Consider the following 26,437-nt stretch of genomic DNA (forward strand, 5'->3'; position numbering starts at 1 on the left):
CATCAGTCTACCCCGCACACGGACTTGTTCAAAATCCGACATACTCCTAAAAATCAGTCAACACTCAGGAGAATAAGGATGTCCGTAAGCACTCGTATGCCAGCAATTTTTTTCGGCCACGGCAGCCCGATGAATGCATTGGAAGATAATCGTTATACCAAGGAGTGGTACGCGCTTGCTCAGCGTTTTCCGCGTCCTAAGGCCATTTTATCAGTGTCGGCGCATTGGACTACACGTGGCACGGCGGTGACGGCGATGGCTGCGCCGCAGACTATCCATGACTTTGGCGGATTTCCGCAAGCCTTGTTTGATGTGCGTTATCCCGCGCCTGGTGATCCGGCATTGGCTGCGCGGGTTGCGGCTTTATTGGCACCGCTGCCGGTGTTTTTAGATCGGCAATGGGGGCTCGATCATGGCACCTGGTCTGTGTTGATCAAAGCTTATCCCGCTGCCGATATTCCGGTGCTGCAATTGAGTTTGGATGTGACCCAGCCAGCGGCTTTCCATTTTGAACTGGGACGCAAATTAGCTGCCTTGCGTGAACAGGGCGTGATGGTGATCGGTAGCGGCAATGTGGTACATAATCTGCGCCGCATGGACCCGCAGTCGCCCGGTTACGACTGGGCAGTGCGCTTTAATCAAGCGATGAAGCAAGCCATGCTGGACGACGATTTTGATACGGTGGTGAACTACACCGCCTTGGGACAAGACGCCAGTTTGTCGGTACCAACCTCAGAACACTTTTTGCCCTTGTTGTATGTGCTGGGGGCAAAAACGGCAGAAGATCAATTGGAAATTACGACCGAGGGAATGGAGCTGGGCGCGATTAGTATGATGTCGGTGGTAGTGGCTTGATTTAACGAGGAGATCTATATACTCCCCATTATTTTTAGTCAATATGGCTAATTGTCCAGGTTTTATCTGGACAATTAAAATATACCCAGTGGGAGTAATCTTAATTCGTGCTTGTGTTCGGATTGAATTTTGATGATTTTTGCTGAAAGCTTAATTCTTTCGAATGTCATTCCAGCGTGGGTTTAGCTGGAATACCGTGTCGTTATTCTGAGAATGGGGTCGCAACTTGGAGGCCAAGTGGTCGCACCACAAACGTCACGTCACTGGATTCCGGCTAAACCCATGCCGGAATGACGCACTAATGAGTGCTTACGCGGGCTAGTTTAGATGGCTAATTGAGCTGACTACTTAAACCAGACACTTCAGCCAGATCCTTAAGCTGGTTTAGCCGGCAGTGTCAGCTTCACTTCTAATCCACCTTCGCTTAAATTAGCTAACTGCACACTGCCGCCATGTTGCTGGGCGATGTTTTGGGCGATAGTTAAACCTAATCCGGTACCGCCGGTATCGCGTGAACGTGATGTCTCTGTGCGGTAAAACGGCTCAAACACTTTTTGTAATTGATCTGCCGGAATGCCAGCGCCACCATCGCGGATGAAGACGTGCATCAATTTGATGCCGGTATCGCTGCTGGTTTCTAAGGTGACTTTGGCGTGATGACCATATTTGACTGCGTTATCAATCAGGTTGGTCAGACAACGACGCAATGCCTGTGGTCTGGCCATGACGGTGATACCAGATTTGCCGTTGAAACTGACTTCCTGTCCGGCATCGGCGGCATCGGCACAGACACTATCAAGCAGCGAATCCAGATCAAGAGGGCGCAGCGATTCATTGTTGTCCATACTGCGCGCCAGATCCAGACCTTCTTTGACCATAGTTTGCATCGCCGACAAATCACCGATCAGCTTATCGCGCAACTCGGTATCGCCGACTTTTTCCAAACGCAAACGCAAACGTGTCAACGGTGTTTGCAGATCATGGGTAATTGCTGCCAGCATGTGAGTGCGTTGCTGGATGTGTTGGCGTATGCGACCTTGCATAGAGTTAAAAGCTTTGGTCGCTTGCAGGATTTCTGTCGTGCCGACCTCAGGCAAAGCCGGGCGATTAATATCTTTACCAAGATCGGTCGCGGCTTGTGCCAATTGGCGCAATGGTTTTACTGTCATGCGCGATACCAAAAACGCCAGTACCGCGATACTGCTCAAGAATAAAAATAAATAAAAGATGAAGTCAGGACGCAAAGGAGGCAGTGGTCCACGCGGAGGCAGTACCGTCAAACGCAGTGTTGTACTGTCATGCAGCTTGATAATCAACTCTTCACACGTGCCTTTTAACGCGGTTGTTTCTGCCGGAAGACTCAGACATCCCTCCGACTCTGGCGGTAAAGAAAAAACCTGAAATGTCTTACCTAAACGTTCACTCAAGGCCGCGGCATACGCAGAGCGCGGACCTTCATTAGAGACTTCTGCGGGTAGTGTAGTTACCCGCAAACCCAGGCGTGGCGCAGTCGCTAAAAAAGCATCGCGATTGGCTGCTGGCAGCGCATCCATCGCTAGCAGCAATTGCTCGGCGCGCTCTACTGCACGTGAATCACGAAATTGCTCTATGGTTTTTTGACGTTCGCCAAACGCCAGCCACCAGGTCAGCGCAGTAGAACTCACTACACCCAGCAACAGGATGCCAAAAATCCTGCCTGACATCGACTTGATAATGGTCATGCTCCATGCTCCATCGTGACGTTGACCGATAGCACATAGCCGCCGTTGCGTACGGTTTTAATAATTTGTGGCGAGCGTGCGTCTTCCCGCAGTTTTTGCCTCAAGCGGCTGATCTGAATATCGATAGAACGATCAAACGGATCAGCGTCACGGCCATGCGTCATGTTTAACAACTGATCACGATTAAGGATGCGGTTAGGATGATCTAAAAATATATTCAGCATGCGGAATTCTGCGCCGGACAAAGCGATCACCATGCCCTCCGGGCTGACCAGATGGCGCGCCGTCAGATCAAGTGTCCAGTCAGAAAATTTTAAGCGCTGCACTTGCTCGCCATTGCTACCCAATGTCATAGACTGAGTGCGACGCAGCACGCTGCGTATGCGTGCTAACAGTTCGCGTGGCTCAAACGGTTTTGGCAAATAATCATCTGCCCCCATCTCCAGGCCGAGTATACGATCCAGCGGCTCACTTCTGGCCGTCAGCATAATGACGGGCATCATAGATTTAGCACGTAAGTTACGGCACAAGGTCAAGCCATCATCGCCAGGCAGATTTAAATCCAGTACCACCAGATCAACCTGATTGCTATCCAAGGCCGCCCACATTGCATTGCCATCAGCAGCCATTAAAGTGGAGTAACCATGACCATCCAGATAGTCGGCCAACAGGCTACGAATGTCGCGATCGTCATCAACGATCAATATTTTGCTTGGAGTATCCATGGTTCGTATTATGAAGTCCTGACTGCAAAGAAGGCATGTGATTTTGTATCGTCTTGTTATGATAAACCGAGAACGACACAATGCGACACACCCGATCACATTCTCGCCACTGATTGTTACACAGCGATACAAAGCAGATTGCCGCCGACACTTGCCAGTTACATCACTGCGCCAACATAAGCCGCATGTGCAAGTCACATAGGCAAGTCAAATGCACAAATCACATGTGGAATTCACATGTTGAAGTCACAACGAGCGACTTATCAAAAACGTATTCAACTACTTGGTAGTAATCTAAAGAGGAACATCATGGCACCAATAAAAAATCCGATCGCCATCGCGCTTGCCGCTATCAGCATGTGTATTGCCATCGGCGTATCTGCCCAAACATCACCAGCAGCACCAACATCGGCTGCTGTACCACCGCCGCCGCATCAAAAAGCGGGTATGGATCAGGCTAAATGGGCTGAAAAAATGCAAGAGCGTATGGCAAAACATATCGCAGAATTGCATGACAAGCTTAAGATCACTGCAGCCCAGGAGCCTGCCTGGAAAACCTTCATTGAGTCGACGAAACCAAGCATGCCGCCGGGTGCGCAAGCGATGCGACCAGATCATAAAGAAATGGATAAATAAGCACTCCTGCCCGTATGGAAAAAATGCTGGAGAAACTGAAAGAACATGAGGCGATGATGCAAACGCGTCTGACATCACTCAAAACTTTTTATGCGGTCTTGACACCAGAACAGCAAAAAATATTTGATGATAGCCATCGCCAAATGATGCATCGCTGGAGTAAAGGCGGTCATGGAATGCAGCACGGTATGGGTGATATGGGAGGTATGCACCGTCCGCCTATGCCAGACGGCGCGATGCCTGATCATCCACCGATGCCAGCAAAGTAAGATTTATATCGAACGGTTTATGCTCACTATTTTTGTGGAGACTAAAATTAGTTAGTACGTAAAAAAGGCTACGCGGATGCATATCTGCGTAGCCTTTTTTTATTCATATTCTGGAATATTTTATTTTGTTAATTTGCTGCCTTCATACTTAATCATCAATCCGTAACCCTTGTTCATGAATCTAAAATTTAAGCAAAACGGCGCGATGCATCCAAGGCCAAACCAGAGCCAATGCTGCCAAACAAATCTCCCTCGACTTTTTTAGCGCCCGGCACTATCGCTGCGATCCGGTCACGCAGCCCGCGCACACCGCTGGAACCACCGGTAAAAAATACCGTGTCCACATCCGCCGCAGCCACACCCGCATCGGCTAGTACCTGACTGACCGTCGCACCAATTTGCGTCATCAAATGAGAAATCGCTTGTTGAAACCCATGCTGCTCCAGCGTTAATATGCAGGGTGCAGACGAAGGTAATTTTGTGCGTAAGCGTTCCAGCGCTAATTCAATTTTATCGTTATCCGACAGCAGGATTTTAGCTTCCTCTGACTTGATCGCCAGCCAGTGACCATCACGCTCTTCTACCAGATTGAGCAAACGCTCGAACCGTATCCGCAAGTCTGCATCACCGATCTCGCGGTACACGTCTTGCAGTTCACGGCTGACTTTTTGGGTATAGACCAAATTAATCGTGTGCCAAGTTGCCAGATTAAAATAGTAGCCCGACGGAATATCACTATTCCCCAAGCGGCCACCCAAACCGAGTAAAGGCATCACGTAAGCCAGACTCAGGTATTTATCAAAATCGGTACCGCCAATATGCACACCGCCGTTACCTAAAATATCGTCCAGCCGATCAATCCGGCTGCTGCGTTCCGGTGACAAACGTACCAAAGAAAAATCTGAGGTACCGCCACCAATGTCGGCGATTAAAACTAACTCTTCTTTATCAATACGCGACTCGTAATCAAACGCTGCTGCGATCGGTTCGTACTGGAATTGAATGTCCTTAAACCCGGCAGTCCTTGCGATATCTTCCAGCGTGTTTTGTGCGATCCGATCGGCTGCTTTATCATCATCAATAAAATGGACTGGACGTCCCATCACGACCTGACTAAAAGACTGCCCTGCAGATTTTTCGGCACGTCGTTTTAGCTCACCGATAAATTGCGCCAGCAGTTGGCGGAACGGCAAAGCCCGTCCCTGCACTTCGGTCTGACCTTCCATCAGGCTGGTGCCCAACAAGCTTTTCATCGATCGCATCAGGCGACCTTCGTAACCAGACAAGTAGGTAGAAAGTGCAGCGCGACCATAGCTGACTTCGTCTTCATCCGCGTTAAAAAACACGACGGAGGGCAAGGTCACTTTATCGTCTTCTAGCGACAGCAACGAGGGTAAATTTGCTGATGAACTCGGCAGACCAGCGTGTTGAGTCTGACCGGCGCGGTGCCAACCTACGGTTGAATTGGATGTGCCGAAATCGACTCCACAAGCATGCAACATGTAAATCCTGAATAAAAAACGGGGAAATAAATTAAAGCGAATCAATGCAAGCAATCACCACTTTCAAGAGCATTCAACACAGAGATCATCATGAAAAACTAACTAGTTCTATAGCTGCTCACTAGTTGTAAGACTGTCGTTGATGGTACTGCTATCGCGGTTTTCTGAACCTCTTGAGGCTGCTATGGCTGCTAAGGCTGCTATGGCGTGCTGGCATCTTCTTTAATGCGTACTACTAATAACTGGTCGATACGATAATGATCAATATCGACTACCTCAAATTTGTATCCGCTCACCATCACGCTATCGGTCCGTTTGGGGATTTTTTTGAGCATCGTCATCATGAAGCCTGCAATAGTCTCATAGCTACCCTGCTCTGGTAAAGTGTCGATTTGCAGTGCCCGGCAGACATCCTCTATCGTCGTGGCGCCATCAATCAGCCAGGAGTTGGCATCGCGCTGGACGATCTGATCTTCCATAAACGGGTGTACCAGATTACCCATCAAGGTGCTGAGTACATCGTTTAAAGTAATCACGCCAACGACCAGCGCATATTCATTCAAAATCACGGCAAAGTCTTCCCGCGTGCCTTTAAATTGCTCCAGCATGTCCGATAAGGTGAGCGAGTCCGGTACCACCAATGCTGTACGTAACGACAATTCTTGTACTTTAGAAAATGCCTGATTGGTCAGCACACGTTTCAGAATGTCTTTCGATTCAACATAGCCGACTACATGATCAATCTGGCCGTCACAGACCAAAAACTTGGTGTGCGGATGTTCTGCAATTTTCTGGCGTATCACGACATCACTGTCTTGCAAACTGAAATACACAATACTGTCGCGCTGGGTCATGGCGGACGGTACGGTACGACTTTCCAGCTCAAATACATTGCCGATCATATGATGCTCGCGCGCCTGCAATACGCCAGCCTCGGCACCGGCATCAACCATGGCATAAATCTCATCGGAGGTAATCTGATCGTCACGCGTGGTGGAGACATTAAACAGATTAAAAAATAAAATCGACAAGCCATTAAATAACCAGACCAGCGGTTTGAATAAGCGCACGCACCATAACATCGGGACAACGACGGCCATGGCGACAGTTTCTGGCGCGGTCATCGCTAACCGTTTGGGCATTAAATCGGCGAACAAAATAAACAAGGAGGTCACAAAGATAAAGGAGGTTAAAAAACTCGCGGTGTCGACCCAGCTGTTTAATCCAAATACTGAATGAAACACACTGGCAAAATACGGCGTCAAGGCTTGTTCACCCAAAATACCGCCCAAGATAGCGACCGCGTTCAGACCAATTTGTACGACCGTAAAAAAATGCCCCGGATGTCGTTGTAATTCGAGCACACGACCGGCACGTAATTCGCCCTCGCTTTCTAATATCTGCAACTTGACTCTACGCGCCGCCGCGAGAGAAATTTCTGACATAGAAAAAAAAGCACTGATAGCGACCAACAAGACAATGATCAAAAAGTGGTCAAACAAAGCCATATTTACTCCAAAACTGGTTCGATACTGAAATTTCCAGCGACAATCATATACTATTGTTCCTCTGTAAAATCGTTAGAAAGCCCGACTGCATGAGTACCGAATCCACTTCCTCCACCCAATCTACATCACCACAGCAACCGCAGCCGCCAACTTCTGCTGCGCCGTCCTTTTTGCCGACGAATATCCGCTTTGTCCTGATTACGGTATTTTTGGATATTTTAGGTATCGGCCTGATCATTCCGGTGCTGCCGCGACTGGTCGCCAGTTTTACAACGCAACCCGATATGCAAGCCTATTGGTATGGCTTGATCGTGGCGATTTATGGCGTGATGCAGTTTTTTTGCGCCCCGATTATCGGCGCGCTGAGTGATCGTTTTGGTCGTCGCCCGGTGTTACTGATTTGTGTGTTCGGTCTGGGTTTGAATTTTCTCTTGATGACCCTGGCGACTTCTATTTTCTGGTTGCTGTTTGTGCGTGCCTTGGGTGGTGTCACGGCAGGCAATCTGTCGGTTGCCAGCGCTTATATTGCAGATTCTTCTGCCCCGTCGGAACGCAGTAAAGCCTTAGGTAAAATTGGTGCCATGTTTGGACTGGGATTTATTTGCGGGCCAGTACTAGGCGGCGTGTTAGGGGAAGCCAGCATTCACTATCCGTTTTATCTGGCAGCAATCGTCTCGCTGGCGAACGTGGTGTATGGCTACTTCTCTTTGCCAGAATCCTTGTCGCCGGCTAATCGCAAACCTTTTTCTTTAAAATCCGCTAATCCGTTTTCTGGCTTGTCGGGTCTGGCACATTTACGCGGCGTGGGGCCTTTGGTATGGGTGTATGCGCTAACCATGTTTGCTCAGTTTACTTTGCAAACTACCTGGGTGCTTTCGACCGAATTGCGGTTTGGCTGGTCGCCAATGCAAAATGGCTTTTCTTTATTTTGCGTCGGAATTTCCAGCGTGATTATGCAAGGTGTCTTTTTGGGACGCTATATCAAACGGGTCGGTGATGCTAACGCGGTGATGTTTGGACTGACATCGTCCTGCCTGTCGCTGAGTTTGTATGGTTTGGTGACGCAGGGTTGGATGATGTATGTGCTGATTTTGTGTAACGTGCTGGCGTTTGCGACTGGTCCGGCATTGCAAGCGATGTTCTCACGTGCGGTTGATGCGCGTTCGCAAGGCACGGCGATGGGCTCGCTAACCGCGCTGGCCAGCATCATGAGTGTCTGCGCAACGCTGGCCGGTACTTCGCTACTTGGACAGGTCAGCCATCAGGCCAAAGGCAGTATTTTGCTGGGAGCGCCGTTTTTTATGGCGGCAGTGGTACAGGCAATTGCGCTGGTTTTAGCAACACGGTATTTATCTAAATCCAAAGTAGTTTCACCTTAATGTTGAATTAAGCTTAAGGCTTAAGATTTAATATACTCCCCCTCATTTTTATCAATAATGGCTGATTGTCCAATGATTCTCTGGACAATTTAATATACATAATGGGAGTATATTAAATATCACTCTGCTGAAACGTTAGCGTTTACTGCTCCTACAGGTGTGGTATCGCAATTGGTTTTGCGTAAGTTTGAGTAACTTCGGCTAAGTTCTATTGTAATAATGTATTGCTTGATGAATACTTTAAAATAAATTGATGTAGGCAAACCAGGTTAAATATAGACTCGATGTAAACGCAATGTAGACCCACGCAGGCGATATTCCATGATCCAAACTGAAACTCTGGTGTTATGTATTCTGATCCTGCAAACCTTGCTGCTGGTCATGCGGGTGGTTGTCTTTTTCGGTCGCTTCCGTGATGGCATCGCACAATGGACCGTGGCTGGCACGATTGAGGTTGCGATGTGGGTCATTATTATTGCCCTTGGCAAGCTCAGTCCGGCGCTGGTCGGACATATCGCACTTTGTGGTTTCGTCATTGGCATCAGCTGCCTTTTGCTTAGCTTGTGTAAATTTTTTTCCGCGCCTGATAATCCCACTCTGACTTACGCCCCAGTAGCAATCGCGCTGGTGGCTGTCGCGCTAGGTTATTACGAAGCTGATCTGGCATCGCTATTACTAAACCTCATGCTGGCGGTGCAATCAGCACGCTGCGTGCTCATCATCTTGAGCAACCCGCAGGAAGGTATTCACCGTTCTTGTTATCTGTTGATGCTCGGCTTTGCGATATTTTCGTTGACGGCTATCGGACGTGCCGGCCGCATCTGGATACCTGATGGTGCCGCTGGCGATAGCCTCAGACAAGCGTCGGTCATGCTGAGTCTGATGTCGGCTTTTATCACCGGTATCTTGATTAATATTGGTCTCTTGCTGTTGCATCAGGATCGTGCCTGGCACGAACATCGCCGTCTAGCAATGTCTGATCCTCTCACGGGCTTACTAAACCGACGTGCGCTTGAACTAGCCGCCGAGCGCGAAGTTGACCGCGCCCGGCGTCAGAAATCGCCGCTCTTTGTCGCCATGTTAGACATCGATTATTTTAAAAAATTGAATGACACTCTCGGGCATCAGCAAGGCGATCAGGCGTTGAAATTATTTGCCCAAGTAGTCCAGAGTCAGATCCGCAAAACCGATGTGCTTGCGCGCTATGGCGGCGAGGAATTTTGCCTGATCTTGCCAGCCGGTAGCGAAGACAGCACGCTAAAAATCCTGCAACGAGTCCGTGATGAGCTGGAATCCACACCGCTAGAACCGTATAACGCCGTGTTGCGATTTAGTGCCGGTGTCAGCGTCTGGTACCCCGGAGAATCGAATATCGATCTGGCAATTGCGCGCTCTGACGCGGCGCTGTATCAGGCTAAACAACAGGGACGTAATCAAACTGCTGTGGCACTATCGGCATTAAATATTGCGTCGACTTTCAAGACCGCCACGATGTAAAACAGACGTAGCTGCCGTGAATAAAAAAGGGATGAGCAAACGTCGCTCATCCCTTTTTATCTTAATACGCTGATCGTTGCCAGCAAGCTGGCAAACATGAGAATCAGGTTTTTAGCGACCGGTCGTCATATGCAAATTCACAGGCTTGCTGTTATGCTCTTCAACATCGTTATAAGTATCAACATCATCGCTCATATCGTTGTTTAAACGCTTTTGCATTTTGACGTTGTCGACATCATTACCCCATTTTGCAACTACGATCGTTGCCACGCCGTTGCCGACCAGATTAGTTAATGCGCGGGCTTCTGACATAAAGCGATCAATACCCAAAATCAGCGCCAGACCTTCGACCGGAATCGTGCCTGTCGATGACAGCGTTGCCGCCAGGACGATAAATCCACTGCCAGTGATGCCCGCAGCACCTTTAGAGGCGACTAACAAAAATATCAGCAGAGATATCTGGTGACCGATGGTCAGCGGCGTGTTGGTCGCCTGCGCAATAAAGACCGCGGCCATTGTCAGATAAATCGCCGTACCGTCCAGATTAAATGAGTAACCGGTAGGGATCACCAGGCCGACTACGGATTTTTTAACGCCGAGTTTTTCTAACTTAGCAATCATGCCAGGCAAAGCGGATTCTGATGAAGAAGTGCCGAGTACGATCAGCAATTCTTCTTTGATGTACTTCACAAATTTCCAGATACTAAATCCGTGGAAATAAGCGACGGTACCTAACACGCCAAAGATAAAGATTAGGCAAGTGATATAGAACGATGCCATCAGATAACCCAGCGACAGCAATGAGCCGACACCGTATTTACCGATGGTGAATGCCATTGCACCGAAAGCGCCGATTGGTGCTGCCTTCATGATGTAACCAACAATCACGAACAAGACATGGGAAGTCTTTTCGACCATATCAAACACCAGAGTACCGCGACCGCCAAAGCGATGCAAAGCAAAACCAAACAGTACCGCAACGACTAAAATTTGCAGAATATCGCCCTTGGCGAAGGCATCAAAAATCGTGCTCGGGATCATCGCCATCAGGTATTCAACGATGCCTTGTAACTTACCTGGGCCGGCATAGGCCAAGGCTTCTTTGGCGTTGAGCTTGCTCAGATCGACGTTCATACCTGCGCCCGGCTGCAAGACGTTGACGACGACTAAGCCGATGATCAATGCGAGCGTACTGACGACTTCAAAATACAACAAGGCCATGCCGCCGGTCTTGCCGACTTTTTTCATGTCTTCCATGCCAGCGATACCAACGACCACGGTGCAGAAAATAATCGGTGCAATCATCATTTTGATGAGCTTGATAAAACCATCGCCAAGTGGCTTCATGGCAGCGCCGGATTCCGGGTAGTAATGACCTAGTAAAACACCGAGAATAATCGCGGTGATCACTTGAAAATAGAGTGACCGGTAGAGCGGTGGCTTCTTCATCTGCTGTCTCCAATAATTGTTATAGTAAGTCGATGGCGTGGATGATTTTGCCATGACAATGATGAGGATTTTTATCCTTACTCATAACATTATCAAAAATCGCAGAGGGCGTGGCAATTGTGGGTTTCCACAAAATTGCAAGATGAACAAGTATTTACATCTTTGAGGTTGATTACTTAACGACAAATCGCCTCTAAGCGGCAGCATGTTGCTGCTGGCGATCCTTACTCTGCTGTCGCTGTGCCAGCGTCGTGATGATTTGCCCTAGCTGGCGCAGCGCATTATCTAATTCCTGCGTGAAATGCATGCCGCAATTTAAGCGTAAAAAATGGTTGAAACGATTTGAGTTGGAATACAACAAACCAGGCGAAACCAATATCCCTTGTTCCAATGCCGCCTCAAATACCGCCTGTGACGACAGTTGATGCGGCATTTCTACCCAAACAGAGATACCGCCATCCGGTACCGTCAGGCGCGTGCCTTCAGGAAAGTACGCAGCAATAGCTTCTGCGGTACGCTCGCGTTGCTGACTCAGAATTTGACGCAAACGGCGTAAGTGGCGGTCATAGGCGCTGGAGTTAATAAACTCCGCCAATACAATTTGCGACCATTCTTCGTTGTAACGGGTATGAGCATATTTCAGCATGCTAACCCGCGCATGCCAGCGTCCTGCCACCATCCAGCCCACCCGCAAACCCGGTGCCAGAATTTTATGCAGGGATGCACAATAAATGACGTTGCCGGTTTTATCCCAATGCTTGGCGCTGGTCGGTGCAGCGTCAGCATTGACCAAGGCACTGTAAGAATCATCTTCAATCAGCGGGATTTGCTGCTCTTCGCATAAGGCGACCAACCGCTGTTTATGACTGTCCGGCATGATGCTACCTAAAGGATTTTGCAAATGCGGCACCACCACCACGGCCTTGATATTGTCGTAAGTTTGCATTGCCAGTTCTAGCGCTTCAATCGAGATACCAGTCTGCGGACTGGTTGGAATCTCCAGCGCCTTCATACCCAGACTCTCCAACACTTGCAGCAGACCGTAAAACGTGGGCGACTCCACCGCAATGATGTCACCCGCCTGTGCCACAGCTCGTAGCGCTAGATTTAAGGCCTCGATGCAGCCCAACGTTACCACTACATCATCCGGCTTGATACTCATGCCTATGCCTAGCGCACGCTTCGCCAAAGCCGCTTTCAGTTCTTTGTTGCCGCCGGGTGAGATCGCCTTGGTCAATAATTGTGGACGATGGCGTAGCAAACGTATCGCCAGATTTTTTAACTCTTCTTGCGGATATAAGTCAGGTGCACCTGTCGCTCTGGCAAGATTGATTTTAATTGGCCGCTGACCTTGCGAGATGATGGCAGATACACGCTCGTGGATGCCGACAAACTGTGCCGGATCGATGGGCGCATTGATTGCAGGTTCTGTCGCTGGCACCAGATTAATACGTCTTGGCTGCCGTACAAAGTAACCAGAACGCGGGCGCGCCTCCAGCCAACCTTCCGTTTCTAGCTGACGACACATTTGCAAGGCCGTCGACAAGCTGACCGTATGTAATTGCATCAGCTTACGTACCGATGGCATACGGTCGCCGATGGCCAGGGTGCCCGCCTTGATCGCCGATAAATAATGCGCTGCCAATCGCCGGTATAAAGGCAATGGTAAGTCGTCGCCCTGATCCGATGTGTGTGTTTGAAATGTGCTGTGTTTTTGCATACAACGATGATCCTCTCAGCCATGCAGACTGAACAGATACAGTTAGTGTAAATAGATACAATAACAGATACCAAAAACCTGGCTTGTACCGATGCAGTCTGTACTTTCTTGTGTCTGTTATGTGTGCTTGCTGTGGCCTATCCTGATGTTACTCACCCGATCAGAATTGATAGATAAGGAAACACCATGCATATCACCACCTTACAGTCCAAACAGACTCACCAGGTTTATGTCGCAGCTGGTACGTTGCTACATTTAAGTCTTGGTCAGATCGCCATTCAAACTGCCCCATCAGGCATAGACGCTTACGCATATTCAACACAAATCAGTCTGCCGGAAGGCCGCGTATATACCGTAGAGCGCAGCGGCTGGATACAAATCCATGCACAACAACGTAGTGAGATTTTGATGCAACTGCCGGAGCCCAACATAGCCGTCAGGTTCTGGCGAACATTAAGAGCAATTGCAATCCGCCGCATACAAAATAGCACCGGCGGGCATCGTCTGAATTGATTATTCAGAAGTAAAAATTTTAAATGTTGTGTTGAATTGAAGGTGCAAATCAAGCTTGATCGAATTAAAATTTGGATTGAATCATTTCAGTTCAATTCGTTTCAATTTATCACGCCATTACATGACCATCAAACTCAAAACAGAAGTACAAGAACGCCTGATCGGCTCCATCCGTCGCTATGCCTCAGAGAATTTGGAAGAAGACATGGGCGATCTCAAAGCCAAACTATTTCTGGATTTTTGTCTGCAAGAAATCGGCCCCAGTATCTACAATCAGGCGATTGCCGATGCCCAAAATTACCTGCAAGAAAAGACGACCGAGATGGATGGCACTTGCTATGAAGCTGAGTTTAGTTACTGGACTAAATCAGCCGGACGCGGTCGCTCCTAGTGTCTTCCAGCAGACCTTATAACGGTCGCACCGGGATGCATAACTCGCAATCAAATACGCCAGTGACTTCATCGAAACTGGAGCCAACCGGATAGTATTCAAAACAGGGGCGGTCATCACACTGTAGCCCGCTGGAGGGCAACCAGCCTCTGAATAACGTTATCCATACGTCGCTGATCTCGTCAACAGTACCGACAAATTTGCTCACCGCATAACGACCACCTGGTAAGGTCGTCAACATGGCGTGTCCTGTAGCGACATAGTCTGCCCCTACCTCCACTCCGGCGTCATAACGGCATTTGTCTGCCGGAGTAACGCTAGGGTCGTCAAGCCCGATGCCATAAATAGGTTGAGGGCCAAGATTTTGTGCAAGTAACCAGGGGTAAAAACTGGTTCTCCAAAACTCACTGACGGCGATACCGTAAGGTCCGATTTTGCGTAAATAGGCAATCTTTGCCGCTGGTAGTTCAACTAATTTGACGTCCATGTGGTTCTCCTTTGTTGATAGTTTGGAGATACCATCTTGGTCGAATTGATGTTGCAAGGCCTGATCAGGATTGCGGTCGACCTGACTCAAATTGCGGTTCTGGTTTTTTATACTGGCTAATTCGGTAGCCCATCGTTGAGTAGTGTCACGTTGCCATGCGCTGGGTGAGCAAGAAAATTGTAGTTTGAAGGCGCGGGCAAAGGCTTCGCCTGAGCTAAAACCGATGGATAAAGCCACGCTTAAGATAGACAAGCGCGGCTGAGAAGCCAGCTTTACGGCAGCAGACTCTAGACGCCGGCGGCGCAAATAATCGCCCAAGGTCTCGCCCATCCAGGCGGAAAAAATACGGTGAAAGTGAAATGGTGAAAAATGCGCGACTTCAGCCAACGTATTCAGGTCCAACGGCGCATCAAGGTGTGCATCAATATAATTGAGCACCTTGTTCATGCGCTTAGAATATTCTGCGAGGCTGGTTTGTGGCGATGACATGGGTGACTGTCACATTCAAAATAAAATAAAAATGCTCGTCAATTTGTAGGCCGCAACGAGTAACTAGCGGTTATCCTCGAAAAACTCTTTCATCATAAAGTTCTCTAACTCCGCCGTATCTTGTGGACGTGCAGAGAGATTGACGATCCGTCCTAAGCGACGTGATTCCCAGCTGAAATCGCCCTGGTATTCTTCGCGGATCAGCACGATCATGCGACGAATGATGGCTATGTTGATATCGCCGCCCAATCCTGCATCGACCTCGATGGTTTTTTTGAAGCTGTTTTGTCTGCTTGGCTTCCATCCGCGGAAGGTGAACGTCGCCATGCGTACACTTTTATGCGTGATCTCGAATACGCCGCTGGTGCCTTCACGTCCGTTCGCCCGTTGCATGCTGCGCCGGACATTGGCTTCGGCAACTTCTTGCGGACTCATGCCTTTATTGCCTTGCTTGACGGCATCGGCATTTTCTTGCGCGGCGGCTTCTTCTGTCGCACGACGACGCTCACGAGCCGCGTTGAGCATGCTCATCATATCTTGTTGCGGGGCGGCGTCTGGCGGCGGTGTTACCGGGTTGGGTGTTGGCGTATCCGCAGCAACTACGGGTGTTTCTTTGGGCTGCGTGATGGCCTTATTGGGGCGATTAGGTTGCGCCTGCTTTGGTTTAGGCGGGGCTTTTTTCGGGACTTTTTGCTTTTCGCCCTCAGCCATTTTGGCTACGGTGGCTTTATCCAGTATCAAATTGATGGCGGCGGGTGTTTCTGTCTCGCCTTGCTTCTGAATAACGGTCTTATGCGTGAGAATAAAATAAAGCAACAGGGCGTGAATCAAGAGTGCCAGCAGGATTGCTAAGCCATTTCTTGGACGAAAGCGAATATGCAAATCAATTTCGCCCGGTACCGCCAATTCATCTTGATTGTGCTCTAAGTAAAACTTCATTTATAGATAAGGCCAGACTGTAAAAACGAAAAATTCTGAATCGGCAAGGATAACCGAAAGGTGACTAAACACTTGTAACAAATTTTGTTTCTGAATTGTGTCAAAAGCGACTTTAGAAACTTGAAGCATTTACAAATATCCAAACCAGCCCAAACCAGCACCGATCGCTAATAACCAAAGCAAATGTAATCTGGTGCGCCATACCACTAAGGCGCAAACGGCTGTCATGATCCAAAGTGGCCAGGCAGGGTGGGCTAATGCGGAAGAAGATGACGACGAGCTTGATCCGCTCGCCATAATCCAGCCTGTTGCCAGCAATAATCCGATTACGATAGGCGCTAAGCCTAGCTTAAACGCCCGTACCGCTCGCAAATTACGGTTTTTGTGCCCCCAACGGGCCGCGTTGTACGTCAGCGTTGCGCTAGGCAACATGATTCCCAGCATGGTAATCAAGGTACCGAGCGGGGCATACCAGCCGTTGCCGGTATTCATCCCGATATTCCAGCCCATTAAGGCAATAAACAGTACATTGGGGCCAGGCGCGGCTTGGGCAAGCGCCACCGAGGAATTAAATTGCGCTTCGCTCAACCAGTGATTTTGAATCACCAGATAACGATGCATTTCAGGCAAGGTAGAAATCGCGCCGCCGACCGACAACAATGACAACATCAGATAATGCAACAGCAAATGCAACCAATCGCTAGCTTGCATGGTGATGCCGTTAAGGTGATTAGCGACATCAGCACCAGCAACACCAGCAACAACGGTGGTCAATACAGCACTCATTTGCCGAGCTTTCTATACGCGGTGACGCAGGCAATCGAGCCTAGTCCAAGCAAAATATAAGCAAGTGGCAGGTGCAATAAGGCAATGCCAACAAAACATAAGACACAAAGTGCACCGCATAAGCGCAAACCCAGTGGATTACTTTTTAGCGCTGGCAGCAAGCGTAAGGCGGAGGCAATAATCAGACCTGCCGTGACCGCACTCATACCGCGCAAGGCACCCGCAACACCGGGGTGGTCTGCGATCCGGGCGTACACCAGTGCGAGTAGCAAAATGATGATTAAAGGTACGGTCAGCATGCCTGCCAATGCTGCCAGTGCACCTGGCAGACCAAAAGAACGGCTGCCGATCATCAAGGACAAATTAACCACATTAAGGCCCGGCATAATCTGCGCTACGGCCCAGTCTTCAATATATTCTTCCCGCGTCAGCCAGCGCTTACGTTCGACCAACTCCATCTGCACGATGGCTTGTACGCCCCCAAAACCTTGCAGCGCCAACCAGGTGAAGGAAAAGAAAAGATCCGCAACAGAGCGGGGTTGCGGGCGAGGTTCGATCTGGTCTGTGCTCATAAAATACGATCAAGGGTCGATTGTGATGGAAGTCTTCGACGCGGGTTTCTGACAAGAGTTTTCTAGGCAAAAAAGAATATACTCCCCTATTTTTCTCAATAAATATGCCAATTGTCCAGACTTTAATTGGACACCTAAAAAGTACTGGTGGGGAGTACAGTCATTGGCTGAAGTGGCAATCAGAACCGCGTTTTCAACTACCAAGGGCAAAGAATGATGCTTAATTTGTCCGGTGTGGTTGCGCATTATCCCCGCCAACACGGGTTCGATAGCGCAAACAGTGAAACGTTCCTTCGCATTTAATTTAAAAAATCACGCATTATTTTTTAATCAATTCGCGCTTTTCGCTGTTCAGTTTATCCTCGCGCCGGTGATGCGCCCGCAATCTGGCGCGCCATTCGCCCAACGCTGTTAGCGCCCCCTGGAATTCACGCTCTATCAAATCCGCTTCATCATTGGTAATCACACCATCCAACAGTGCTGCGGATACTGCCTCGGCAACGCCGCCGACCTGGCTCATGACGCGACACACGGTTTGCGACAAATCATCGTCGCTGATGTGATCTGGCTCCGGCACGATAAACGCTGCCATCCCATGCCGCCCCAACAACGCATGCAGCGGCAGTAGCGCATCTTTTACGCCGGCCTCGCGGCACAACTCCACAATTTGCGACAACTCCTCAAACGACGGGTAATGCGACTCGATGCCAGGTGCCAGCTTGTTACGCAACACATTTACCGATACCTGCATGCGAGCCGCCAACGCATCTAAGCCACCGGGATAAGCGCGCGCCACTTTATACAGGGCGTCGTGCTGATTCATATTCGAGTATTTGCGCGTCATGGTGATTTTCCCTTTTTATTACCGATGCGTTTTGTATTTTTGATCACTATGCTTCCGTTCACAAGATCAGCGCGCATAAAAATGACGTGCAGATTGTACAGAGATGTTACTCACTTCACTACGGATCGGCACATGAAGTCAATCGCAAAAAGAATTATCCATAACTTAGTTGTCGGGATTACGACAGTTGCCTTGTGTATGCCGATGTTGGACATAGCCAGCGCCAGTACATCCGGATCGTCAGGCGCACGATCCTCCGGCGGTTCCTCACGTAGTTTTAAATCTGGATTTTCTTCCCAGCGCAACAGCAATAGCAATAGCAATAGCGCGAATAACAACATCGGCAACACCAGTAAAACCAACACGGGCTTTGGTAGCTTTTCGTCCTCATCATCGTCTAGCAACGCTCCAGCGAATGCGGCGAATGCAGCAACGACAAACACTACCGTCAACAACAATGCGGGCAAATCCAACTCTGCGCTGAATCGCGATCTGGACACCAGCCGCTCGCAAAACACTGCGTTAAAAAATTTGGATGCACGGACTGCACCATCCGCTACGCCAAATACGAGCAATCAACCTGGCAGTGTCAGCGTGACCGGCAAGCCGTTGGGTGCTTCGTCCAATGCGTTTGGCAACACTGCTCAAGGTTCGACCGCGCAAGGTTCAACCGCAGCACCAGCTTATGGTCAGCCTATGCAGCAAGCACCATCGACCATCATTGTGCAACGAGAAAGTAGCGGCATGAGCGGCGCATTCTGGGGCTTTATGCTAGGTCAATCGATGAGCCATCACAGTTATGGCGGCGGCTATGGAGGGAATTACGGATCTGGTTATGACAATCGGCCTCGTGATGTTGGCAATGCTGGCGATGCTAGCAGCGCCACAAACCCAGCGACAACGGTGTCAAGCGTTGATAAAGCTCAAGAATCAGAATCCTGGTTTTGGCGCCTTCTGCGGCTGATGTTGTGGACAGCGATCTTGTCCAGTATCGCCTGGGTTGGCTACAAATTACTGCAGCTTCGTAAAGCTCGCAATCAGGCACGCACCCAAGCAAGCACTCAAAACTATTCATTAGGAAAGGTTTAATCCGCATCATGGCCTGGACAGACGCTTATCAATACGCTGGAAAAATATTCGGCAAACACAGCACGGCGGTAAATGGATCGGCTACGCAAAATCAAGGCACCAATCAAGCCGATGCCAATTTGCCGTTAAAGGCACGCATAGGTGGCGTACTGCAATTACAGAAAACGCCCTTCATCCGCGCCATCAGCCAAGGATCGCTGATCGTTATGCCAGACGACGGCAATTGCCTGATCCGTGCCATCAGCCGGGTACGGCTAGAGATTGCCGGTAGCTTGTATCGCTATTACCTCAATACGGGCGATCAGGATGCAAATGAGAGCTTTGTGCAGCTGTACCAAAACGAACAAGGCGACATCTCAGAAGTCATGTATTACCAACGCCTGACCCGTTTTATTCCAGAAACGATCGAAGATCAGCAAGCGTTTTCGGGCGAAGCTGGAGCGGGGCTGGGCGACCGTACTTACACGCTGTGGCGTGCTCAGTTAGAAACGCAATTGGTTGACAACGGACTCGATGCAGCGACGTCAGCTAGCAATTCAGCTGGCAACTTAGTTAGCAACTTAGACAGCGTCTTCGGCGACGGCGACCAGATCGACTATAGCCGCGACGCTGGTGACCCGGATAAGGAATTCGTCGCCCCGTTTAAAGCGCAGGAAAGCCGTATCGACGACGCCATCGGTCAGCACGGCTTGTTGCAAGACATCGTATTCATGCCGTATAGCCGCGCGCTGGATAGCCTGCGTGAGAGTCTTTTAATCTGTACAGAAATCGTCAGAAGCCGCGACGGCGACACCAGCCGGCGCGAGATTCATGTCGATTTTATGGTAGGAATTCCAGTGGAACTGGATAGGTTGCTGATCCAATGATGCGTCTTCAAAAACCACATCAGCAGCAGAGTAGTAAAGCAGTTGATCGTTTGTAAGTGCTTCACATAATTTGTCATCACCACTTTGTATTTATCGCAGCACCTTTAACTCCTTGAGAGGAAGCAAAATGAGCAATTTGAATGGTTGGGGCCTAACCGCACACTTGATCTCCAAACACTTTGGCGTACTCGGCGACAAAGTCTCCGAAGCGATTGCCAATTTCGACCCGGAAACCGCAACCGAGGCCGACCGTGATCGTCTGGCCGCCACGCTAAGAGACAGTGCGCAAAAACTAGCGACCGCCCGCGCCTCTTTCGACAAAGAACATAATGACGTCATCAAGCTGCGCGAACTCATCGCCAATGATGAAAAAGCATCCAGCACACTCGCCGACCGGCTTGCCTCGGGCAAAATATCAGAAGCTACAGTCAGTCTGTTTTGTGATGAGCTGGAAGCCAACAAAGCCCGCTTACCCTTGGAGTTACAAGAAGAAGCCGACGCGCAACAATATATGAACGAGCTACAAACCATCGTCGATGCCTTCTCTAAACAACTGGCCGAGTTTGATGCCGCCGCCAAAAAAGCGATGCAAAATCTGGCCAGCGCAAAAGCGCAAAAAGATTTGCAAACCATGCGGATAGAACGCCAAAGCCAGCTCAGTAGTTTGTCCGGCATGCAAGGCCAGTCCAGCGCGCTCAACGCCTTAACCAAGCGTGCTCAAACGGTGAGCAACGAGGCAGCGGGCATGCGCATCGTCGCCGACATCGGACAAAAACCGTTGGATCAGGCAGCAGAGATTGACGCAATCAGAAAATCAGTCGGTCAGGCAGACACCGCAGGTGAAACGACACTGCAACGCTTGCAGCGGTTATCAGGCAAAGCTACGGAAACGAGTGTCGCTGCATAAATAGTTTAATGCTTAGGTAGTCCGAGATTAACTATTACGGGATCGTGTCGTCAGTGCTGACGATACGATTTTTTTCTATGTAAGAAGAAGGAAATTCTGATCAAGCCACGACAGATTTTTTAACTTGAACCGCAGGTTTTAACACTGCCCAAACCGCCAGTCCAATTAATGTACCACCCGCAATATGTCCCCAGGTAATTTGCTCACCCAAAAAGATGGCGCCCCACAATACGCCAAACGGCGGTATCAAAAACGTGACCGTCAGAGATTTCATCGGGCCAATATCCGCAATCAGACGGAAATATAAAATGTAGGCAAACGCGGTGCAGACCAAGCCAAGCCCTGCCATCGCCAGCCACAATCCGGTACCACCCCAATTGGTCAAAGGCTGACCAATAACACTACTGGTACTAGCAATAAAAAGCGGCATGATAAAGACGGCGGCACCTAGCTGACTGGCAAATGCGAGTAATTTACTATCGAGCCCACCTTTTTCTGATATCCAGCGCCGTGTCATAAAACTCGCAACGCCATAACATGCGGTAGCGATTAAACATGCCCCGGCACCCATCATCACCTCCGTCGTCAGTTCGACCGGACCGGCTTTTGTCAACACTACGACACCGATCAAACCCAGCAATACGCCCACGAATTTTGCCAGGCTTAATTTCTCTGAGAAAAACAGAGTTCCGACAATCACACCCATCAATGGCGTAGTCGCGTTGAAGATGGCGGAATAACCGGCCGGTAATATTTTTGCGGCAAAGCTGTACATCGCAAACGGGATACCGGAATTGATGACACCTAATGCCATCGCCGCACCGATTTTCCCTTTAAAATCCCATTTAGTCCGCATCAACGCCAATATCAACAGCAATCCGATCGCGCCAAATACAACGCGAAAAAAAGCCGTTGGCAAAGCCCCAAGAACCGGCGCGATAATCCGCATAAATAAAAAACTCGCACCCCAAATCGCCGATAACACAATTAACCGTACGGTATCGCTCAATCTCATTCCGCTATTCCTCTTTTTTATGTTGCCCAGATTTGGCTGTTTTAGAAGCCATACAGCCTGCCGGTCACCAGTAGTTTGCTCAGTGTGTCTATACAGGACTCGTATCCCTTTGGTGGCTTTTGCGGTTAAGGTAGATGTCCACCATCATCCGAGATATTGAGTATGGTACTGACCATACCTTAGTCAAATCTTCACCAAGAAGCCGCGCCACAAGGTATCAACATCTTCGCCGTACGCGCCCCTAAGCCCTTGCGAAAAGCTTTGTCCATGCTCAATTGATAGTAGAAGCTGCTTAAATGCTGCAGGGTTGCTGTTGTGCAGATATTCAACAAAAATAGCGGCCTGCCGATAATACATGTGAGGCTTGAGATCATATGAGGCAGCGCTCTTAGGTGCTAGCGGCGAGCCATAATCCTCTGGTGAAAAGCTGTGGCCTGCCTTGATGCTCTTCAAAGCCTCCTCGTTTGTAACTGTCTCCGCTCCGCCTCCGGCTGATACCCAAGTCGCCAAACCTTCATGAAACCATCCTGGGATACTAGCCCATGACCATGTGCCCATTATCAACGCAAGATTCAAGTGGGAAAGCTCATGTGTAACGATTCCGGGAATACGCTCAGGTGTTGCCAATAGCTTGGGCGATAAGTGGAGGACGCCGAAGGATACAGCACCCTCAGCGTATCCTACCGAGCCGCTGAATCGAGAGAAATCTTCGCGTGAGGCATATGTGCGTATGATCATTGGTTTTGTAAATACACAGTACTGCCCTTCCTCGACAGTCCGTTGTGCTTGTTTGATAGCAGGGAGAATAACTTGAGCCAACTTTTCAGATCCCGGTTGGCATTCAATTCTTAGATCCTCAGTGCATTTATAAAATGAGGATGTTGGGAGTAAATAAGCGCGAGTAACTTTCGCGACAGTACATCCACTCATACAATAAAAGCTGCAGGCAAGAGCCAAAAGATAGACAGCGACGCGACGCGCTTCGCTCATGCCGACACCTCCCATGAGAGAACTCGACCGCGTAGGGAATCTGGCAAGACCTTGGGTGTCAACACATCAACCCCCACATCCAGAAGGCGTTGAAAGTTCACTTGAACTGCAACTAAGTCCATCCGCGTCTTTTCCTGTGTCGGGTTGATGAGGATATCAAAGTAGCTTCCGTCCGTGTCTTGATTGTGGAAGACAGAGCAAAACACCCTCGGATTCCAGAAATGACGAGACCCTACCACGCTTCGAATCGTGGCTCGGTTCAAGTGCAATATATTTGAAGGCTTCAAGCTTTTTCTCCCGCAAGTAAGTCCAATTTAATGATCATTAAATTGGCGCAATATCAAAATTCTGTTTTACTCCACGACGACAAGGACTTGTCGACCAGCCGGAAACTCTCAAATCTGGATATTTTTTCTAAAACTGATTATTTTAAAATCGATTGGCTTGCTTAAATTCCGTCGCACGTCGACGCGACATTTCTATTTTTTGACCATTCTTTAACAACATTTCTAATCCGCCTGAAGCAGTTGTAGACATCTGTTTTACAAACTGTAAATTAACGATATGTTGTCTGCTGCTTCTGATAAAAATCGATGAATCCAGTTTTTGCTCTAGCTGGTTTAGTGACTTTAAAAACAGAGGCCGTTGGTCTTCAAAATATACACGCGTGTAATTACCTTCAGACTCAAACAAAGCGATATCTGCAATCGCGACAAACCAGCAGCGTTCGCCATCCTTGATAAATAATTTCTCTTCTTGTCCAGCGGTACTTTGACTCCTCTGCACATCTGCGATGAGATCTCTTTTGGAGTGTACTCTTTGTAATGCATGCGCCAACCGGTTTGCTTCTATCGGCTTTAATAAGTAATCCAGCGCATTGACCTCAAACGCTCGCATGGCATAAGTATCGTAGGCGGTAGTAAAGATAATTTGAGGTATATGATCCAAGTTGCTCAAAAGGTCAAAGCCGGTTCCGCCTGGCATCTGTATATCCAGAAAAACTAGCTCTGGCTTTTCTACTTCTATCAGTTGTTGTGCCTCTATGATATTGGCGGCTTCACCGATGATACGAATATGAGGATGTGCGATCAATATACGGCGTAATTCTGATCTGGCCAGTCGCTCGTCGTCAACAATCACGGCGTTCATGCAGTGGCTTTCAATAGTTGATAGGGCAAGGTCAGCGTCGCATGTACCCAATTTTCGGGTGTAATGGAGTCATTTGTGATTTGTCCGGTGTGCTCAGTGAGGGCGATATTGGCGGCAGCACCAAAAATTAATTTTAACCGTTGCTCTGTGTTTTTTAAGCCAAGTTGTGTTGATTTTCCGGGCAACATCAACTTGCCCTGATTGGCAACGACAATGCATATGCTGTCGCTTTTTATTGAGGTAATGCGCTGCACGGTCAGAGTTATCTGGCATGGCTGGATGCTAGGCTCTACCCCATATTTGATCGCGTTTTCTATCAGGGTTTGTAATAGCATTGCAGGCACAGCGCAGTCATCTACACCCGTTTGAATTTCTTCTGTAAATAATAAGCGCTCCTCAAAGCGAATTTTTTCTATCGCCAGATAAATACGCACAGCCTCTAACTCTTGCGCCAAACGCACCGTATCTTGCTGGCCAGCCCGCAAACTATAACGCATCATGCCAGCTAATTTATCAACCATACTGGCAGCAGCAATCTGGTCTTCAAAAATTAAACCGCGCAAACTATTTAAACTATTAAAGAAAAAATGCGGATTAATTTGTGCCTGTAGTGCGCGTAATTCCGCATCTTTGACATTGACTTCGAGTTGCAGTTTTTCCAGTTCAAAACGACGGGCACGCCTACCGGAATGTACCGCAACATAAATTGTGGTCCAGATTAAAAATACCGTCATCCAGACTGGCAAGTAATTCAGCGCGCTGCTCCAGCTTCCGCTAAATAATGCAGGGCGCAAGATAAAAAAAGCCGCGACGATGAGTAGTGTCTGCACAGTACCCAGTAAGGCGATACCGGCAGTCAGGCGAAATAAAGGTATCTTGCTACTCTGACCAATACCTAAGATATGACATAAATAATGTCGCCATAAATGGGATAGTGCTATCCCTAAGATGGAACTCCATCCCCAAATCAAAGTAAAAGCGGTGAGATCTTTTACCTCACTTTGCCGTGAGAAATTCCAATTCACTAAAAAAAGCAAACCCCAGCCACTGATCTGGCATAGCCAATAGCCGTAAGGGCGCTTACCAGAATGGGGAATGCCGGAGCCAGGCTCCGGCATGAGGATCGATTTGTTCTTCACTTCAAAAAACTATCCATGCGATCAAACATCCATTGTGGGTCGTCAAACATGATGAAGTGGCGGGCATTATCAGCCAGTTCAATCTTTGCCTGTGGTAACTGTGCATACTGGGTTTTAAACGTGTTTTCAATTGCAGAGCGCGGTGCATAAGCGCGATACGCAATCCACGTACCAAGTACCAGCGTTGGTGCTTTAATTTTACTGATATCTTGCCGCATATCTTGCGACATCATTTCATACATGGCGCTTGCAACTGATGTTTGATCTGATTTTTCGCTCCAGCTGATGACTCGCTCCACGTCCACTGGTTTACTCACCATACTGACCGCAGCTTGCCGCCGCATTGCAGCCCGGCTAGCATCGTCACTGTGCAGCATACTATTGCGCATATTACTGGCCATTTCTTCTAACTGTGGTGCAGTGACGCTTGGCATTTGTGTGGCGCCGAGTGCTGGCAGAGCGTCCACAATCACGACCTTACCAACCGCAGCCGGATAATCACTAGCTAATTTTAAGGCTAAAAATCCCCCCAAACTATGTCCCACAATCACTGGCTGCTGTAACTTATTAGTGATGATGTAATTAGCGAGCTGCTCTTCGGCTTGTTTGATCAATGGACCATCGGTTGCTGGTGCGCCGGCAAAGCCTGACAGTGTCAGTACGATGCAACGATATTGGCCAGAGTAATGCGCGACCGTATCGTCCCAAACTGCACCTGAAGAGGCTAGTCCGGGAATCAAAATCATTGGTTTGCCCTGACCAGTGATATTGACTTGAAACGCGGATTTACTTGCTTGCTGCGTGCTTGTCTTGCTATCTGCCTGATCGGCATATACCGGACTGATCGCGAGCGTACTTGTGCATAAACTGATGAGCGCGACACCAGCGAGTTTGGCTGTAAGACTGGCTATAATTTTTGCCTTAGGTGTGGTGTTCAGTGGTGTAGTAAGTGTTGTAGCAGCTACTATTGCAGATGATGTCAAAGTGGTTTTCATAATTT

The 26,437-nt window shown here is 48.8% G+C and carries 26 protein-coding genes; 10 read left to right on the plus strand and 16 right to left on the minus strand.

Going from position 1 to position 26,437, the window contains the following annotated elements; genetic code table 11:
• The first annotated feature begins 78 nt into the window (after positions 1 to 78).
• Positions 79 to 855, plus strand: a complete 777-nt coding sequence (gene ygiD, locus AAKU61_RS02320) for a 4,5-DOPA-extradiol-dioxygenase (protein WP_354329307.1) — start codon at positions 79 to 81, stop codon at positions 853 to 855.
• A 374-nt stretch (positions 856 to 1,229) separates the two neighbouring features.
• On the opposite strand, the gene AAKU61_RS02325 is transcribed toward ygiD, so the two are convergent.
• Positions 1,230 to 2,576 (minus strand): ATP-binding protein, encoded by a 1,347-nt coding sequence (locus tag AAKU61_RS02325; protein ID WP_354329309.1) that lies wholly within the window; start codon positions 2,574 to 2,576, stop codon positions 1,230 to 1,232.
• Positions 2,573 to 3,301, minus strand: coding sequence for a response regulator (locus AAKU61_RS02330; protein WP_354329311.1), 729 nt, complete (start codon positions 3,299 to 3,301; stop codon positions 2,573 to 2,575). Before AAKU61_RS02330 ends, AAKU61_RS02325 begins: the two co-directional genes overlap by 4 nt.
• A gap of 309 nt (positions 3,302 to 3,610) precedes the next feature.
• On the opposite strand from AAKU61_RS02330, the gene AAKU61_RS02335 reads away from it, so the two are divergent.
• Complete coding sequence (locus AAKU61_RS02335; RefSeq protein WP_354329313.1) at positions 3,611 to 3,937, plus strand: Spy/CpxP family protein refolding chaperone; 327 nt, start codon at positions 3,611 to 3,613, stop codon at positions 3,935 to 3,937.
• A 14-nt stretch (positions 3,938 to 3,951) separates the two neighbouring features.
• Positions 3,952 to 4,206, plus strand: coding sequence for a Spy/CpxP family protein refolding chaperone (locus AAKU61_RS02340; protein WP_354329315.1), 255 nt, complete (start codon positions 3,952 to 3,954; stop codon positions 4,204 to 4,206).
• Positions 4,207 to 4,394: 188 nt separating this feature from the next.
• On the opposite strand, the gene AAKU61_RS02345 is transcribed toward AAKU61_RS02340, so the two are convergent.
• Together AAKU61_RS02345 and paeA are read right to left on the minus strand one after the other, a co-directional pair.
• Positions 4,395 to 5,708 carry an Hsp70 family protein gene (locus AAKU61_RS02345; RefSeq protein ID WP_354329317.1) on the minus strand — a complete coding sequence of 438 codons (1,314 nt, stop codon included), beginning with the start codon at positions 5,706 to 5,708 and terminating at the stop codon, positions 4,395 to 4,397.
• 200 nt (positions 5,709 to 5,908) lie between these two features.
• Positions 5,909 to 7,216, minus strand: a complete 1,308-nt coding sequence (gene paeA / locus AAKU61_RS02350; protein ID WP_354329319.1) for a polyamine export protein PaeA — start codon at positions 7,214 to 7,216, stop codon at positions 5,909 to 5,911.
• An 89-nt stretch (positions 7,217 to 7,305) separates the two neighbouring features.
• Here paeA and AAKU61_RS02355 point away from each other — a divergent pair, with 89 nt between their 5' ends.
• Both AAKU61_RS02355 and AAKU61_RS02360 read left to right on the plus strand, forming a co-directional pair.
• Positions 7,306 to 8,595 (plus strand): TCR/Tet family MFS transporter, encoded by a 1,290-nt coding sequence (locus AAKU61_RS02355; RefSeq protein WP_354329321.1) that lies wholly within the window; start codon positions 7,306 to 7,308, stop codon positions 8,593 to 8,595.
• 321 nt (positions 8,596 to 8,916) lie between these two features.
• Positions 8,917 to 10,092, plus strand: coding sequence for a GGDEF domain-containing protein (locus AAKU61_RS02360; RefSeq protein WP_322120762.1), 1,176 nt, complete (start codon positions 8,917 to 8,919; stop codon positions 10,090 to 10,092).
• A gap of 111 nt (positions 10,093 to 10,203) precedes the next feature.
• On the opposite strand, the gene AAKU61_RS02365 is transcribed toward AAKU61_RS02360, so the two are convergent.
• Together AAKU61_RS02365 and AAKU61_RS02370 are read right to left on the minus strand one after the other, a co-directional pair.
• Positions 10,204 to 11,541 (minus strand): dicarboxylate/amino acid:cation symporter, encoded by a 1,338-nt coding sequence (locus tag AAKU61_RS02365; protein ID WP_354329365.1) that lies wholly within the window; start codon positions 11,539 to 11,541, stop codon positions 10,204 to 10,206.
• Positions 11,542 to 11,734: 193 nt separating this feature from the next.
• Positions 11,735 to 13,261 (minus strand): aminotransferase-like domain-containing protein, encoded by a 1,527-nt coding sequence (locus tag AAKU61_RS02370; RefSeq protein ID WP_354329322.1) that lies wholly within the window; start codon positions 13,259 to 13,261, stop codon positions 11,735 to 11,737.
• Between the two features lie 186 nt (positions 13,262 to 13,447).
• Between AAKU61_RS02370 and AAKU61_RS02375 the strand changes: the two genes are divergently transcribed.
• On the plus strand, positions 13,448 to 13,774 hold the full coding sequence (locus AAKU61_RS02375; protein WP_354329324.1) for a hypothetical protein: 327 nt from the start codon (positions 13,448 to 13,450) through the stop codon (positions 13,772 to 13,774).
• A gap of 121 nt (positions 13,775 to 13,895) precedes the next feature.
• Positions 13,896 to 14,165 (plus strand): DUF2164 domain-containing protein, encoded by a 270-nt coding sequence (locus AAKU61_RS02380; RefSeq protein WP_322120765.1) that lies wholly within the window; start codon positions 13,896 to 13,898, stop codon positions 14,163 to 14,165.
• Positions 14,166 to 14,181: 16 nt separating this feature from the next.
• On the opposite strand, the gene AAKU61_RS02385 is transcribed toward AAKU61_RS02380, so the two are convergent.
• From AAKU61_RS02385 to AAKU61_RS02405, 5 genes are all read right to left on the minus strand, one after another.
• A complete protein-coding gene (locus tag AAKU61_RS02385) occupies positions 14,182 to 15,141 on the minus strand; it encodes an AraC family transcriptional regulator (protein WP_322120766.1) in 960 nt (319 codons plus the stop codon).
• Between the two features lie 63 nt (positions 15,142 to 15,204).
• Positions 15,205 to 16,080 (minus strand): hypothetical protein, encoded by an 876-nt coding sequence (locus AAKU61_RS02390; RefSeq protein ID WP_322120767.1) that lies wholly within the window; start codon positions 16,078 to 16,080, stop codon positions 15,205 to 15,207.
• Between the two features lie 129 nt (positions 16,081 to 16,209).
• Positions 16,210 to 16,791 (minus strand): chromate transporter, encoded by a 582-nt coding sequence (locus AAKU61_RS02395; RefSeq protein WP_354329367.1) that lies wholly within the window; start codon positions 16,789 to 16,791, stop codon positions 16,210 to 16,212.
• Positions 16,792 to 16,862: 71 nt separating this feature from the next.
• A complete protein-coding gene (locus AAKU61_RS02400) occupies positions 16,863 to 17,438 on the minus strand; it encodes a chromate transporter (protein WP_354329327.1) in 576 nt (191 codons plus the stop codon).
• Between the two features lie 319 nt (positions 17,439 to 17,757).
• On the minus strand, positions 17,758 to 18,282 hold the full coding sequence (locus AAKU61_RS02405) for a phage regulatory CII family protein (protein ID WP_322120769.1): 525 nt from the start codon (positions 18,280 to 18,282) through the stop codon (positions 17,758 to 17,760).
• Between the two features lie 132 nt (positions 18,283 to 18,414).
• Here AAKU61_RS02405 and AAKU61_RS02410 point away from each other — a divergent pair, with 132 nt between their 5' ends.
• The 3 genes from AAKU61_RS02410 (at position 18,415) to AAKU61_RS02420 (ending at position 21,144) form a co-directional block, all read left to right on the plus strand.
• Positions 18,415 to 19,371: a hypothetical protein gene (locus tag AAKU61_RS02410; protein ID WP_354329329.1), complete on the plus strand. Its 957-nt coding sequence runs from the start codon at positions 18,415 to 18,417 to the stop codon at positions 19,369 to 19,371.
• Positions 19,372 to 19,379: 8 nt separating this feature from the next.
• Positions 19,380 to 20,237: a hypothetical protein gene (locus tag AAKU61_RS02415; protein WP_354329331.1), complete on the plus strand. Its 858-nt coding sequence runs from the start codon at positions 19,380 to 19,382 to the stop codon at positions 20,235 to 20,237.
• Between the two features lie 127 nt (positions 20,238 to 20,364).
• The gene (locus AAKU61_RS02420) at positions 20,365 to 21,144 is read left to right on the plus strand and encodes a hypothetical protein (RefSeq protein WP_354329333.1); all 780 of its coding nucleotides are present in this window, start codon (positions 20,365 to 20,367) and stop codon (positions 21,142 to 21,144) included.
• A gap of 100 nt (positions 21,145 to 21,244) precedes the next feature.
• Here AAKU61_RS02420 and AAKU61_RS02425 read toward each other — a convergent pair whose 3' ends face one another.
• From AAKU61_RS02425 to AAKU61_RS02445, 5 genes are all read right to left on the minus strand, one after another.
• The gene (locus tag AAKU61_RS02425) at positions 21,245 to 22,159 is read right to left on the minus strand and encodes a DMT family transporter (RefSeq protein ID WP_354329335.1); all 915 of its coding nucleotides are present in this window, start codon (positions 22,157 to 22,159) and stop codon (positions 21,245 to 21,247) included.
• A gap of 183 nt (positions 22,160 to 22,342) precedes the next feature.
• Positions 22,343 to 23,149 (minus strand): gluzincin family metallopeptidase, encoded by an 807-nt coding sequence (locus tag AAKU61_RS02430; protein ID WP_354329337.1) that lies wholly within the window; start codon positions 23,147 to 23,149, stop codon positions 22,343 to 22,345.
• A gap of 429 nt (positions 23,150 to 23,578) precedes the next feature.
• Positions 23,579 to 24,298 (minus strand): LytR/AlgR family response regulator transcription factor, encoded by a 720-nt coding sequence (locus AAKU61_RS02435; RefSeq protein ID WP_354329339.1) that lies wholly within the window; start codon positions 24,296 to 24,298, stop codon positions 23,579 to 23,581.
• A complete protein-coding gene (locus tag AAKU61_RS02440; RefSeq protein ID WP_354329340.1) occupies positions 24,295 to 25,437 on the minus strand; it encodes a sensor histidine kinase in 1,143 nt (380 codons plus the stop codon). Before AAKU61_RS02440 ends, AAKU61_RS02435 begins: the two co-directional genes overlap by 4 nt.
• Positions 25,434 to 26,432, minus strand: a complete 999-nt coding sequence (locus AAKU61_RS02445) for an alpha/beta fold hydrolase (protein WP_354329342.1) — start codon at positions 26,430 to 26,432, stop codon at positions 25,434 to 25,436. Before AAKU61_RS02445 ends, AAKU61_RS02440 begins: the two co-directional genes overlap by 4 nt.
• Positions 26,433 to 26,437 lie beyond the last annotated feature (5 nt).

Source organism: Undibacterium sp. GrIS 1.2, assembly GCF_040544435.1.
GTDB lineage: Bacteria > Pseudomonadota > Gammaproteobacteria > Burkholderiales > Burkholderiaceae_D > Undibacterium.